9 protein-coding genes and 1 tRNA gene are annotated in these 13,924 nt (G+C 62.4%); 4 read left to right on the top strand and 6 right to left on the bottom strand.

What is annotated here, in order from left to right:
* Both betA and betB read left to right on the top strand, forming a co-directional pair.
* Positions 1–1,653: a choline dehydrogenase gene (gene betA, locus NKI49_RS08725; protein ID WP_352599490.1), complete on the top strand. Its 1,653-nt coding sequence runs from the start codon at positions 1–3 to the stop codon at positions 1,651–1,653.
* Between the two features lie 58 nt (positions 1,654–1,711).
* Positions 1,712–3,175, top strand: a complete 1,464-nt coding sequence (gene betB / locus NKI49_RS08720; protein WP_352599488.1) for a betaine-aldehyde dehydrogenase — start codon at positions 1,712–1,714, stop codon at positions 3,173–3,175.
* 190 nt (positions 3,176–3,365) lie between these two features.
* Here betB and NKI49_RS08715 read toward each other — a convergent pair whose 3' ends face one another.
* Both NKI49_RS08715 and NKI49_RS08710 read right to left on the bottom strand, forming a co-directional pair.
* Positions 3,366–5,606: an AGE family epimerase/isomerase gene (locus tag NKI49_RS08715; protein ID WP_352599486.1), complete on the bottom strand. Its 2,241-nt coding sequence runs from the start codon at positions 5,604–5,606 to the stop codon at positions 3,366–3,368.
* A gap of 4 nt (positions 5,607–5,610) precedes the next feature.
* A complete protein-coding gene (locus NKI49_RS08710; protein WP_352599484.1) occupies positions 5,611–7,137 on the bottom strand; it encodes a phosphomannomutase/phosphoglucomutase in 1,527 nt (508 codons plus the stop codon).
* 198 nt (positions 7,138–7,335) lie between these two features.
* Between NKI49_RS08710 and NKI49_RS08705 the strand changes: the two genes are divergently transcribed.
* Positions 7,336–7,412, top strand: a tRNA-Pro gene (locus tag NKI49_RS08705).
* 365 nt (positions 7,413–7,777) lie between these two features.
* Positions 7,778–8,122 (top strand): hypothetical protein, encoded by a 345-nt coding sequence (locus tag NKI49_RS08700; protein ID WP_352599482.1) that lies wholly within the window; start codon positions 7,778–7,780, stop codon positions 8,120–8,122.
* Positions 8,123–8,170: 48 nt separating this feature from the next.
* On the opposite strand, the gene NKI49_RS08695 is transcribed toward NKI49_RS08700, so the two are convergent.
* From NKI49_RS08695 to NKI49_RS08680, 4 genes are all read right to left on the bottom strand, one after another.
* Complete coding sequence (locus tag NKI49_RS08695) at positions 8,171–9,790, bottom strand: ABC transporter ATP-binding protein (protein WP_352599480.1); 1,620 nt, start codon at positions 9,788–9,790, stop codon at positions 8,171–8,173.
* A 17-nt stretch (positions 9,791–9,807) separates the two neighbouring features.
* Positions 9,808–10,929, bottom strand: coding sequence for an ABC transporter permease (locus NKI49_RS08690; protein WP_352599478.1), 1,122 nt, complete (start codon positions 10,927–10,929; stop codon positions 9,808–9,810).
* Positions 10,922–11,845 carry an ABC transporter permease subunit gene (locus NKI49_RS08685; protein ID WP_352599476.1) on the bottom strand — a complete coding sequence of 308 codons (924 nt, stop codon included), beginning with the start codon at positions 11,843–11,845 and terminating at the stop codon, positions 10,922–10,924. The genes NKI49_RS08690 and NKI49_RS08685 overlap by 8 nt, the downstream gene beginning before the upstream one ends.
* A gap of 160 nt (positions 11,846–12,005) precedes the next feature.
* Positions 12,006–13,598, bottom strand: a complete 1,593-nt coding sequence (locus tag NKI49_RS08680) for a peptide ABC transporter substrate-binding protein (RefSeq protein ID WP_352599474.1) — start codon at positions 13,596–13,598, stop codon at positions 12,006–12,008.
* Between the last annotated feature and the right edge of the window lie 326 nt (positions 13,599–13,924).

The following is a 13,924-nucleotide window of genomic DNA, read 5'->3' as shown; positions in this document are numbered from 1 at the left end:
ATGCTTGAAGCGGATTTCGTCATCATCGGCTCCGGTTCGGCCGGCTCGGCCATGGCCTATCGGCTGTCGGAGGACGGCAAGCATTCGGTCATCGTCATCGAATTCGGCGGGTCGGACATCGGGCCGCTGATCCAGATGCCTTCAGCGCTATCGATCCCGCTCAACATGAGCCTCTACGACTGGGGCTTTGCCAGCGAGCCGGAGCCACACCTCGGCGGCCGCGTGCTGGCGACACCGCGCGGCAAGGTCATCGGCGGCTCGTCCTCGATCAACGGCATGGTCTATGTGCGCGGCCATGCCCGCGACTTCGACCACTGGGTCGAACAGGGCGCGGCCGGTTGGGGCTTTGCCGACGTGCTCCCCTATTTCAAGCGCATGGAAGACGCGAACGGCGGCGAAGATGGCTGGCGCGGTCACGGTGGCCCGCTGCACGTGCAGCGCGGCTCGCGGCGCAATCCGCTCTACGGTGCGTTCGTCGAGGCCGGCCGCCAGGCCGGGTTCGAACTGACCGACGACTACAATGGCGCCAAGCAAGAAGGCTTCGGGCCGATGGAGCAGACCATAAGCGGCGGCCGGCGCTGGTCGGCTGCATCAGCCTATCTGAAGCCGGCCCTCGGGCGCAAAAACGTCAATCTGGTCAAAGGCTTTGCGCGGCGCGTGATCATCGAGAATCAACGCGCCGTCGGCGTCGAGATCGAGGCTCACAAACAGATTCAAGTCGTTAAGGCGCGACGCGAGGTGATCGTCGCCGCGTCGTCGATCAATTCACCCAAGATCCTGATGCTGTCCGGCATCGGCCCGGCCGAGCATTTGCGCGAAAATGGCATCCCTGTCGTGGCCGACCGGCCCGGCGTCGGCCGCAATTTGCAGGACCACATGGAGCTCTATATCCAGCAGGAATCATTGCTGCCGATCACGCTCAATTCGGTGCTGAACCCGTTCTCGAAAGCGCTGATCGGCGCGCAATGGCTGTTCTTCAAGTCCGGTCTCGGCGCCACCAATCACTTTGAGGCGGCGGCCTTCGTGCGCTCGCGCGCCGGCGTCGACTATCCGGACATTCAGTACCATTTCATTCCGGCGGCGGTACGCTATGACGGCAAGGCGGCGGCGAAGTTGCATGGCTTCCAGGCGCATGTCGGACCGATGCGATCGAAGTCGCGCGGCTCGGTGACGCTGCGCTCGCCGGACCCGAAATCGAAGCCGGTGATCCGCTTCAACTACATGTCTCATCCCGACGACTGGACGGAGTTCCGCCACTGCATAAGGCTGACCCGCGAAATCTTCGGCCAGCCGGCATTCGACGCCTATCGCGGCAAGGAAATCTCGCCGGGCAGCCATGTGCAGTCGGATGCCGATCTCGACATCTTCATCAGGGATCATGCCGAGAGCGCCTACCATCCTTGCGGCACCTGCAAGATGGGCCGCGCCGACGATCTGATGAGCGTCGTCGATCCGGAGTGCCGGGTCATCGGCATTGACGGACTGCGGGTCGCCGATTCCTCGATCTTTCCGCGGGTCACCAACGGCAATCTCAACGCGCCGTCGATCATGACCGGCGAGAAGGCATCCGACCACATTCTCGGGCGCACGCCGCCGGCACCGTCCAACCAGGAACCATGGATCAATCCGCGCTGGCGGGTATCGGACAGATAGCGCATGATCGTGTCACCGCACGATCCGCATGCCGCGAAAGACAATTCGGAGACCTCCCATGCGCGCGCAGCCCACGGCATCGCACTATGTCAACGGACGCTACATCGATGATGAGCAAGGCGCGCCGCTGCCGGTCATCTATCCCGCAACCGGCGAGACCATCGCCATGCTGCGCTCGGCGACGCCGAACGTTCTGGAGCTCGCCATCGAGGCGGCACGTGCCGCGCAGCCGCCCTGGGCGCGGCTGAAGCCGGTGGAGCGCGGACGCATCCTGCGCCGCGCCGCCGACATTTTGCGCGCCCGCAACGCCGACCTTGCGCGGATCGAGACACTCGACACCGGCAAGGCAATCCAAGAGACGTTGGTCGCGGACGCACCTTCGGCCGCCGACTGCCTCGAATATTTCGGCGGCGCGGTCGCCACCTACAATGGCGAGGCTGTCGATCTGGGTGGCCCCTTCGCCTACACCAGGCGCGAAGCGCTCGGCGTGTGTGTCGGCATCGGCGCCTGGAACTACCCCATCCAGATCGCCGGCTGGAAATCGGCACCGGCGCTCGCCATGGGCAACGCCATGGTGTTCAAGCCGTCGGAAAACACGCCGCTTTCGGCGCTCGCGCTGGCCGAGATCTACAGCGAAGCCGGGTTGCCCGACGGGCTGTTCAACGTCGTGCAGGGTTACGGCGATGTCGGCGCCGGGCTTGTCGGCCACGACGTCGTCGCCAAGGTCTCGGTGACCGGCTCGGTGCCGACCGGCCGAAAGGTGCTGTCGCTTGCCGGCTCGAAGATGAAGCATGCGACGATGGAGCTTGGCGGCAAGTCGCCGCTGATCGTCTTCGACGATGCCGACATCGAGAACGCCATCGGCGGCGCCATGCTCGGCAATTTCTATTCGACCGGCCAGATCTGTTCCAACGGCACGCGCGTTTTCGTGCAGAGCGGCATCCACGATCGCTTCGTCGACCGTCTGATAGAGCGGACGAAGAAAATCCGCATCGGCGATCCGCTCGACCCCGAGACCCAGATGGGACCGCTGGTCTCGAAAGCGCAGCACGACAAGGTGATCGGCTATATCGAGATCGGCAAGCAGGACGGGGCGACGCTGGCCTGCGGCGGCAACATGCCTTCGCTGCAGGGCTTTGACGGTGGCTTCTTCGTCGAGCCGACGGTGTTCACCGGCGTCACCGACACGATGCGCATTGCCCGCGAGGAAATTTTCGGACCGGTGATGAGCGTGTTGAAGTTCGACGGCGAGGACGAGGTGATCGACCGCGCCAACGATACCGAATTCGGTCTTGCCGCAGGCGTCTTCACCCGCGACCTGCCGCGCGCCCACCGCGTCATCGCCGAATTGCAGGCCGGCACGTGCTGGATCAATGCCTACAACCTGACGCCGGTGGAAATCCCCTTCGGCGGCTTCAAGCAGTCCGGCATCGGCCGGGAGAATTCGCTGGCCGCACTGGCATTCTATTCGCAGTTGAAGTCGGTGTATGTCGAGACGGGGGATGTGGCGAGCCCGTATTGAGTGGCCGGCGCGAAGCACCCCCCTCTGCCCTGCCGGGCATCTCCCCCTCAAGGGGGGAGATCGGCTACTTTGGCGCCAACCCCTCTTTGCAACGTTGAAAATTAGCGAAAGCGTTGAAGCGCGTAATCTCCCCCCTTGAGGGGGAGATGCCCGGCAGGGCAGAGGGGGGCCTGACGGAGTGCAACGGCTCTCAAGTCGCCTTCTCCGCCGTCCCATCTAGATACTGGGTCAGCGCGCAGACCAGATGATAGAAGATGCTGGCCGGCACGTCTGATGCCAGCGAGCGGCCGCGTTCGTCGATGCGGTCGATCCACAAGCCGAGCGGCGCCGGGTCGATGTGCCAGCGGAACAACCGGCCGACACGCGCCTCGATCTCCGGCTTCAGATCGGGACCGCCCGATCCATCGAGCGCGATCGCGGCCTTGATTGCCTCGGCCTGCGGCCAGCTGCGCGAGACGCGATCCAGCGGCAGGCCTTGCCGCGAGACGGCGCCATAAGCGAGACCAGTGGCACGATTCAGGCCATTGGCGATGGCCGAGGCATAGAGCTTCCTGGCGAAGCCGCTCAATTCGGCCTGGCCGCTGCGCCGAGCGAAATCGACCAGCAGCGAGGCCCATTCGAAGTGGTGGCCGGGCTCTGTCCACGTACCTTTCTCACCTGCGGAGGGTTTCCATTCGGCATCGAAATATTCGCCGAGCGTCCAGCTTTCCGGATCGAAGAAATGACTGCGGAAGAGGTCGATAATGCGCGCCGCGCGCCGCAAATGGGCGCGCTCGCCTGTCGCCTGATGCCAGGCCAGAAAGGCCTCGAGCAAATGCATATGCGGGTTGGAGCGCCGCTCGCCTTCGCCGTCCGATGTTTCCAGGAAGCCGGTCATGCGACGATCCTCGAGATGCGCATCGAGAAAGGTGAAAGTCTCTTCGCCGAGCCGCAAGGCGTCTGGGTTGCCGGACATGTGCGCATGCGCCAGCGCCAGGAGCACGCAGGAATGGTCATAGGCGTCTTCGGTGGCGTCGACGACAGAGCCGTCGACATTCAGCGTGCGCACCCAGCCGCCCTTGCCGGTGCGGCCCTTCCCGGCCATGAACCCGATACCGTGGCTGATCAGCCGATCGGCCGGACCGTTCCAGCCGCGCGCCTTGGCGACGGCGAAAGCATAGACCTGCCTGGCCTGGGTGCGCATGCGTTTGGGCTTCATCAGCGGCGAGGCGTCGAGGCCAAGCGCTTCGTGGAACCCGCCATGGCGGTCGTCAACGCCTGAAGTCGACCATAGCGGCAAGGTTTCCTGGAACAGCCAGTGATGCACGCGCCGCCGCCAGGCGCCGCTTTCGATGACGCGATCATGCGCCGGTGTGAACCTGGCCTCCAGCCGACCCGACTTTTCGAGTTGTTCGACGATCTTCTTGACGTGCTGGCTGTGGCTGACCGGGGCGACGAAAGTGGCGTCCGATGTCGAGACGATGGCGACGTCCTTCATGCCGATCGCCGACAGCAAGCGGCCGTCGCCACGGATATAGGAATTCTCGCAATCGATGGCGACGACATCGCCGACGATGACATTGCCCTTGCTGTCGGACGGACCGACATCGAGCAGCGACTGCCAGGAGCCGAGGTCGTTCCAGCGGAAGCCGGCCGGCACCATGGCGATATGCTCCGCCCGCTCCATGATGGCGTAGTCGATCGAGGTAGAGGGAATGGCGGTGTAGAGTTCAATCGGCATGTAGAGGCCGGAAAGATCCGATGTCGCTGCCAAATAGGCGGTTTCGGTCGTCTGCCATATCTTCGGTTCGAAAGCCGCGAAGGCATCGCGCATGGCGCTGGCCCGAAACAGGAAGATGCCGGTGTTCCAATAGAAGTTTCCGGCCTTGAGATAGCCCCGCGCCGTCGCAAGGTCCGGCTTTTCGACGAAACGCGAGACGTCGAAGACACCGGCCCTGTCGGCCGCGACCTCGATATAGCCGTAGCCGGTCTCGGGCTGGGCGGGCTTGATGCCGAACACCACCAACCTGCCGGCGCGCGCCGCCTCGGCACCCGCCTCGACGCTCCGCCAGAATTGGCTCGACGTCGATATCTCGTGATCGGACGGCACCACCAGCACCAGGCTGTCGCCGAACTCCGACAGAGTGCGTAGCGTCGCCAGCGCGACGGCGGCGGCGGTGTTGCGTCCGGTCGGCTCGAACAGCGGACCACCGCCGGCGAGATCGAGGCCAGCAAGGTCGGCATGGACCCGCTCGGCGTGGCGCTCCGAAGCGATCAGGAAGATCGGCGTTTCACCTTCCGGCCGCGCTGCCAGCCGACGCAAGGTCTTGGCCAACATCGAGCCGTCGCCGGACAGATCGTGGAACTGCTTGGGATTGTCCTCGCGCGACAGCGGCCACAGCCGCGAGCCGACGCCGCCGCTCATGACGAAACTGACGATGCGCTCGGTCATTCGACTACCATTCAAAAATCTGGTTGTAGGCGCCCACTTCCGGGCTGCGCCGCAGCACGGCGTCGACGGCGTCGAACATCTGCCGGCGGCGGTCGGACGATACCGGGCTCTCCACCACCACGACAAGCTCGGGCTTGTTCGACGAGGCGCGCACCAGCCCCCAAGTGCCGTCTTCGGCGACGACGCGCACCCCGTTGACGGTGATGAGGTCCGATATTTTCTGCCCGGCGAAAATCGCCCCTTCGCGCTTCATCGCCTGAAAATCCGACACCACGCGCTCGACCACGGCATATTTCACATCATCCCCGCAGTGCGGCGACATGGTCGGCGTGCCGAAGGTCAGCGGCAGCGCATGAAAGAGATCGGCCATCGAACTGGCCGGATTGCGGTCCAGCATCTGACAGATGGCGATGGCCGTGACCAGGCCGTCGTCATAGCCGCGCCCGATCGGCGCATTGAAGAAGAAGTGGCCTGACTTCTCGAAGCCGGCGGCCGCGCCCAGTTCGGCGACACGGCGCTTGATGTAGGAGTGGCCGGTCTTCCAGTAATCGGTGACGGCACCGTTGGCGCGCAACACTGCGTCGGTGTTGAACAGGCCGGTCGACTTGACGTCGACGACGAAGATCGAGCCGGGATGCTGGCTGGAGATGTCGCGCGCCAGCATCACGCCAACCTTGTCGGCGAAAATCTCGTTGCCTTCATTATCGACGACGCCGCAGCGGTCGCCGTCGCCATCGAAGCCAAGACCGACATCGGCGCCGGTCTCCAGCACCTTGTCCCTGATAGCATGCAGCATCTGCATGTCTTCCGGGTTGGGATTGTAGCGCGGAAAGGTGTGGTCGAGTTCGACGTCGAGCGGGATGACCTCGCAGCCGATACCTTCCAGTGCCTGCGGCGCAAAGGCGCCGGCGGTGCCGTTGCCACAAGCGGCGACCACTTTCAGTTTTCGGGTGATGCGTTTTTCGCGAGTGAGGTCATCGAGATAGGCCGCGCGAAAATCGCGGACGAAATCATAGGAGCCGCCGCCAATGAGATCGAAATCGCCAGCGAGCACGATCGCTTTCAGCGCGCTCATTTCTTCCGGACCGAAAGTCAGGGGCCGCGCCGCGCCCATCTTGACGCCGGTCCAGCCATTCTCGTTGTGCGAAGCAGTGATCATCGCGACTGAAGTCATGTCGAGAGCGAATTGGGCGAAATAGGCCATCGGCGACAGAGCGAGGCCGATATCCGTTACCCGCGCGCCGGCTGCCATCAGCCCGGACACCAGCGCCAGCTTGATCGAAAGCGAATAGGAACGGAAATCATGCCCGGTGACGATATCGGGGCCGGCGCCAAGGCGGCGGATCAACGTGCCGAGCCCCATGCCGAGCGCCTGGACGCCGACGAGATTGAGCTCCGGCGGCACGGTCGAGCCGGTATGACCGAACCACCAGCGCGCATCGTATTCGCGAAAGCCGGACGGACTGATCAGTGCGGCGGTTTCGAATTCGAAGCTGTTGGGTCGCGCCTCGCCAACGATCCTGGGGGTCAAGACTGGAAAACTCCGAGCGGCTGCATCACAGACTGTCGAGATCTTGGCTACCACACAAAGCATTTAAACCGTGTTTATTCCTGGGAAAATCCTCCCGGCGACGACATGCACGGTGAAAGCTGATGAAATGCGACAGAAGGGCTGCCATTGCCGCTTGCAGGAACGAGGTATGGCGGTTATAAGCCCGCGGTCTGGTCACGGAGTGTAGCGCAGCCTGGTAGCGCACCTCGTTCGGGACGAGGGGGTCGCAGGTTCAAATCCTGCCACTCCGACCAGAAAAAACAATATGTTAGCGCATCCCGACTTTGGCGCCCCACCTGATATCCCACCTGAAACTTGGCGCCATGAGCGGCTGCCTCCTAAAAAGTTCCGTGAATTCCTCCAGGCGATGTCTTCGATGTCCCGAAGTCCGCCTTCATCAAATCCGATGCGAGCCGGCGACTTGATTGCGGTCTCCATGATTGGGGTTGAATCAGCCCTATGCGTTGGCCTTTAGATCTCCGTTCCAGCGACAAAGTGATCGCAACAATGGTTTGAGCCAATGGCTGATGATCGGTAGGGCATTTTGACGAGACAGACCCCTGCGCTACCTCAATAATGGGATCACGGCTGACGAAGCAGTGCCAGAGAGGTTGCGGATATGAATGTTATTTCGAACTCGGGCCTGTCGTCCTCCGTGGTACTCGCTTTGTTTCTTGCCGCCGGCTGTTCGTCGATCGGCCGAACCGTCGATCCGTCCAAATATGAAAGCATGAGCTGTACCGAGCTCAACAGCGCGCTGGGAGACACCGCCCGCAATATCTCGCAGACCGCAATCACCCGCGGCAAAGTCGCGAACACCAGCGTTCCACGCTGGTTGCTGGGCGGCTCGCGCGTGAAGGCGGCGATCGCCAACCGTGAAACGGCTGGCATCGACCGGCTGAAGCAGCAGCAACAGGCCATCGTCGCGGTGCGGGCGCGCAAGTGCCTGAGGTCAGCGGACTAGCGGACAGTGTGGTCCTGAAGAATTTGCATCATCTCGCGGTGACTGCCCTCAGGCGCTCAAACGGAACCGCGTGACGTCGATCGCGGCATTCATGAGCGTCTGCGTATAGGCAGCTTGCGGGTTGCTGAAGATGGCCTCGGTCGGCCCCTCCTCGACGATCTTGCCCTGCTTCATGACGATGATGTAGTCGGCCATGGCGCGCACGACGGCAAGGTCGTGGCTGATGAAGAGGTAGGACAGTTCGTGGTCAGCCTGCAGCTTGCGCAGCAATTCGACGATCTGTTTCTGCACCGAGCGGTCGAGCGCCGAGGTCGGCTCGTCCAGTACCACCAGCTTTGGTTTCAGGATCATGGCGCGGGCAATGGCGATGCGTTGCCGTTGCCCGCCGGAGAATTCATGCGGGTAGCGGTTGCGGGCGTTGGGATCGAGACCGACTTCCCGCAAGGCCTCGACCGCGCGCTGGTCGCGCTGCTTGCCCGACAGGTGCGGCTCGTGCACCAGCAGCCCTTCGGTGATGACCTGGCCCACAGTCATGCGCGGTGACAGCGAACCGAACGGATCCTGGAAGACGAGCTGCATCTCGCGCCGCAGCGGCCGCATCGCCTGCCGGTCGGCCTGCGAAATGTCGCGGTCGCCGAAGCGGATGAGGCCATCGCTGGGCAGCAGCCGCAGCAAGGCGCGGCCGAGCGTGGATTTGCCCGAGCCGGATTCGCCGACGATGCCGATGGTCTGGTTGCGTTGCAGCCGGATGGAAATGTGATCGACCGCACGCAGCATCAGCGGCTCGCCGCCGAGAAAACCGCCGCCGATCCTGAATGTCACTTCGACATTCCTGCCTTCGAGCACCACGGGAGCGGCGGCAGGCGGCGGCGCCTTGCTGCCGGTCGGCTCGGCCGCCAGCAGCATCTTGGTATAGGCATGCTGCGGATCGACGAAGATCGCTTCGGCGTCGCCCTCCTCCACCACCTCGCCTTGGCGCATCACATAGACCCGATCCGCGAAGCGGCGGACGATGCCGAGGTCGTGGGTGATGAAGACGATCGCCATGCCGAGCTTGCGCTGCAGCTCGGCAAGCAGCACCAGGATCTGCGCCTGGATGGTCACGTCCAGCGCCGTCGTCGGCTCATCGGCGATCAATATGTCGGGATCGTTGGCAAGCGCCATGGCGATCATCACGCGCTGGCGCTGGCCGCCGGACATTTCGTGCGGATAGGATTTCATCCGCCGTTCCGGATCTGGAATATGCACAAGCCGCAAAAGCTTGAGCGCCTCTTCGCGCGCTTCGGCGGCCCTCAAGCCGCGATGCCGGCGGATCGGTTCGATCAGCTGGTTGCCGATCGAATAGAGCGGATCGAGCGAGGTCATCGGCTCCTGGAAGATCATGCTGATCTTGCGGCCGCGGACCTGGTTCAGCTCGGTTTTGCTCAGCGTCAGAAGGTTGCGGCCGCGATAGTCGACACTGCCTGACGCTTCGCCATTGGACGCCAGCAGGCTCATCGCCGCCATCATCGTCTGGCTCTTGCCGGATCCGGATTCGCCGACCACGGCAACGGTTTCGCCCGCATTGACGTGGATGTTGATGCCTTTCACCGCCTCGACCGCACCGTCGAGCGTGCGGAAGCGGACGCGTAGGTCCTTGACGCTGAGGATCGTTTCGGAAGCAGCCATTTCAGCGGTCCCCACTTTTATCGATCTCTAGGGTCGAGCGCGTCGCGCAAGCCGTCGCCGACGAAATTCAGGGCGAACAGCGTCGAGACGAGGAAGAAGGCGGGAAACAGCAGCAACCAGTTGGCCGTGCCGATATTCTTGGCGCCGACGGAGATCAGCACGCCCCAGCTGGTCATCGGCTCCTGGATGCCCAGCCCAAGGAACGACAAGAAGCTTTCCAGGATGATGACCTGCGGCACCAGCAGCGTCATGTAGATGACGACCGGACCGAGCAGATTGGGAATGACGTGGCGCAGCAGGATGCCACGCTGGCCAACGCCCATGGCTTCCGCCGCCTGGACATATTCTTGGCGACGGATCGACAGCGCCTGGCCGCGCACGATGCGCGCCATGTCGAGCCACAGCACGGCGCCGACCGCCAGGAACATCAGCACGAAGTTGCGGCCGAAGAACACCACCAGCATGATGACGAAGAAGATGAAGGGCAAGGAATAGAGCACATCGACGATGCGCATCATCACCTCGTCGACCTTGCCGCCGGCAAAGCCGGCAGCCGCACCATAGATCACCCCGATGACCACCGCCACGACACCCGCAAGCAGGCCGATGGCCAGAGATATGCGCCCGGCCATCAGCGTGCGCGACAGCAGATCACGGCCGGTGTTGTCGGTGCCGAACAGGAAATATTGCTGCTTGATCGACGCACTCATCGTCACTTCAAGTCCGTCGGGCGATTTGCTCTCGATGCTGGTCCCGTCAAAGGCATCGGAACGGTCGAGGTAGCGGATGTTGCGATCGTCGATCGGCTTGGTCGACTTGACGGTAACGAAAACCTGACTGCCTTCCTGCCGCCATTCCTTGATGTCGACCCGCATGCGCCTGATCGCTTCGCTAAGCGCCGTCTCGATCATCTCGGCCTTCGGATAGGCCGACAGGCTTGGCGGCATGCGCACGTAATCGGCGTAGATCGTGGTGTATTGATGCGGCACGAACGAGGGTCCGAACACACTGATGAACGCAATCGCGGCGACATAATAGAGGCTGAACATGGCGGCGCGATTGGCCTTGAGGCGTGCCCAGGCATCGCCCCAGAGCGAGCGGCCGATGATAGCGGGAGCCGTGGCTGTGATATCAGTCATAGCGCACCCTCGGATCGACGACCGCGTACATGACATCGACGATCAGGTTGAAGACGATGGTGAAGATGGCGATCACCACCACCGTGCCCATCACCAGCGTGTAGTCGCGGTTGAGCGCGGCATCGACGAAATAGCGGCCGACGCCCGGGATGGAGAAGATCGTCTCGACGATGACCGAGCCGGTCAGCAGTGCCGCGGCTGCCGGGCCGGTGAAAGAGACGATCGGCAGGATGGCGCCGCGCAAGGCGTGCTTGACGACCACCGACCAGTCGGAGAGGCCGAGCGCGCGTGCCGTGCGTATATGATGGGATCGCAGGGATTCGATCATCGAGCCACGCATCAGCCGGGCGACGATGGCGATCTGCGGCAGAGCAAGCGTCAAAACCGGGCCGACCTTGTTGATAAAGGCGCCGTCGCCCCATCCACCGATCGGCAAAAGCTTCCAGGTCAGCCCGAACAGGAGCTGGATCACCGGGGCGATGACGAAGGTCGGGATGGTGCTGCCGGCGGTCGCCAGCGCAATCACCGTATAGTCGCCAAGCTTGTTCTGGTTGAGCGCGGCAATGGTGCCGAGCATGGAGCCGAGGAGCAGCGCCAGGATCAGCGCCGAGGCACCGAGCTGGACCGAAATGGGCAGGCCCTTGGCGAACAATTCGGTGACGGTGAAATCCGGCATGTTGTAGCTCGGCCCGAAATTGCCGCGCAACAGATTGCCGAGATAATGGACAAATTGCAGCCAGAGCGGATCGTTGAGCCCAAATTGGGCTTCGAGATTGGCCTTGATCTCGGGGCTTAGCCCTCGCTCCTGGTTGAACGGGCCGCCTGGCGCGACACGCATCAGGAAGAACGCCATCGTCACGATGACGAAAAGCGTCGGGATGGCGGTTAAAAGCCGCCGGAATACGTATCGCAGCATCGGTGCCCCGCTTGATCCAGAGCAACGCGCGTCCAGCTGGACGATTGCGCTCTAGCCTTCAAATCTTCGCATCGGGCTTTCCGAAAATCGATCCGATTCACGGGGTCCGATGCGACGGCAAGCCACCGCGCATTTCGATGCGCGGTGGCCCGGCCAGGGATCAGTCCTTGCTGATGAAGCGGGACGGATGCACGTCCATCACATTGTCGACGAAGCCATGCAGCTTCGAGGAGACGATATCGTGGTAGCTGTAATAGAGAAGCGGAATCTGGCCAACGTCGTCGATGAGGATGCGCTCGGCTTCAGCGAGGTCCTTCATGCGCTCTTCGGGCTTGCCGCCGGCGGCGGCTGCCTTGTCCATGGCCTCTTCGTATTTCGGGCTGTTGTAGTTCGAATAGTTGTTGCCGCTGGCCTTGCGCGTGATGCCGAGGAAGGTCTCCGGATCCTTGTAGTCGGCGATCCAGGCGGCACGCGCGACGTCATAATCGCCCTTCTGCTCGAGGAAGGAGTAGTGGGTCTTGGTGTCGGTATTGAGCAGCGTGACGTCAACGCCAAGCGGCTTCAACTGTTCCTGGATGGCGACCGCGGTGTTCTTGTGGTTTTCCGAAGTGTTGTAGCGGATCTCCATCTTCAATGGATGCTCGGGCGTATAGCCGAGTTTCTCGAGGATCTTCTTGGCGGCGTCCTCGCGGTCGATCTGAGGCATGTCGGCATATTTGGCCAGTGCCGGCGTGTAGCCCTCGATGCCGGGAGGCACCATCGAATAGCCGGGCAGCATCGAGTTCTGCCAGACCTTTTCGGCAATGAAGTCACGGTCGATCGCCATCGAGATGGCATTGCGCAGCTCGACATTGTCCCAAGGCGCCTTGTCGGTCTTGATCGCGTAATAATAGGTGCCGAGATACGGTCCGACGTGGATCTGGTCGCCAAACTTGGTCTTCAGGTCGGCGAGCTGTTCTGTCGGCAGATCGTCGTAGCTGTCGAGTTCGCCAGCCTCGAAGCGCTTCATCGCAGACGAGCGATCTTCGGTCGGAATGTAGTTGACCACGTCGAACTTGACGCTCGCGGCATCCCAGAATTTCGGATTCTTGACCAGTTTCATGTGGTCGTTGGGAACCCATTCGGCAAGCGAATAGGCGCCGTTGGACACCAGATTGCCGGGCTTGATCCAATCGGCGCCGAGCTTTTCGATGGAGGCCTTGCTGACCGGGTAGGTCGCCTGGTGGGTCAGCATCTCCAGGAAGTAGGGTGTCGGCGCCTTGAGCGTGATCTCCAGGGTATTTGCGTCAATCGCCTTGACGCCCATGTCCTCCGGCTTGCCCTTCTTGGTGTTGACTTCCTCGGCGTTCTTCACGGGATAGAGCATGGAAGCATATTCGGCGCCGGTCGCCGGATCCTCCAGCCGGTGGAAAGAGTAGACGAAGTCATCTGCCGTCACCGGGCTGCCATCCGACCACATGCCGTCCTTGCGAAGCTTGAACGTATAGACGGTGCCGTCATCCGAAACCGTCCAGCTCTCGGCGGCGCCTGGAATGACGTTGGCCTTCTCATCCTGCATGACCAGGCCCTGGAACAGGTCGCGCAAGACATTGGCCTCATAAACCGTCGAGGTCTTGTGCGGGTCGACCGATTCCGATTCGGCGGCGGTGCCTCGGTTGTAGACGGTCTCGGCGAAAGCCGGCGTATAGAATGTGCCGGCGGCTACCGCCATGGTCGTGGCGAATACCGTCGCCTTCAGCATATTTTTCAGCATGAAGTTCTCCCTGTCGGCGCTGCCGTCGGCACGCCTTTAAGTGTTGACGCCCCGGAACCGATTTCTGGCCCCTTTGAGCGCGCCGCCGGTTCCCTTCCTGCGGCTGGTGTCCAGACACTAACGCGGAGAATTTTTATTTCAACAGACTCTCTGGGTCACCCAAAGTAAGGCGGCACGAAAGCTGTGCCACGGCGATGAAAACACCAGCCGAAACCATAAGCTTGACTTGGTTTCCTCACCTCCACGCGATTTCTCTCGGGGAGTTTGCGGCCGCGTCGGTCCGTCGGGATGTGTTAATGCGTTTTTAAGCAACCAACAGTTACATT

The sequence above is a fragment of the Mesorhizobium sp. M0587 genome, from assembly GCF_040320945.1.
In the GTDB taxonomy this organism is placed as follows: domain Bacteria; phylum Pseudomonadota; class Alphaproteobacteria; order Rhizobiales; family Rhizobiaceae; genus Mesorhizobium.
The sequence above is the reverse complement of the archived record's forward strand: the minus strand, read 5'-3'. Positions and strand labels throughout refer to the sequence as shown.

Excerpts from the sequence above, each read along its gene's own strand:
- betA (WP_352599490.1), top strand. The coding sequence starts at position 1 with ATGCTTGAAGCGGATTTCGTCATCATCGGCTCCGGTTCGGCCGGCTCG.
- betB (WP_352599488.1), top strand. The coding sequence starts at position 1,712 with ATGCGCGCGCAGCCCACGGCATCGCACTATGTCAACGGACGCTACATC.
- NKI49_RS08715 (WP_352599486.1), bottom strand. The coding sequence starts at position 5,606 with ATGACCGAGCGCATCGTCAGTTTCGTCATGAGCGGCGGCGTCGGCTCG.
- NKI49_RS08700 (WP_352599482.1), top strand. The coding sequence starts at position 7,778 with ATGAATGTTATTTCGAACTCGGGCCTGTCGTCCTCCGTGGTACTCGCT.
- NKI49_RS08695 (WP_352599480.1), bottom strand. The coding sequence starts at position 9,790 with ATGGCTGCTTCCGAAACGATCCTCAGCGTCAAGGACCTACGCGTCCGC.
- NKI49_RS08690 (WP_352599478.1), bottom strand. The coding sequence starts at position 10,929 with ATGACTGATATCACAGCCACGGCTCCCGCTATCATCGGCCGCTCGCTC.
- NKI49_RS08685 (WP_352599476.1), bottom strand. The coding sequence starts at position 11,845 with ATGCTGCGATACGTATTCCGGCGGCTTTTAACCGCCATCCCGACGCTT.
- NKI49_RS08680 (WP_352599474.1), bottom strand. The coding sequence starts at position 13,598 with ATGCTGAAAAATATGCTGAAGGCGACGGTATTCGCCACGACCATGGCG.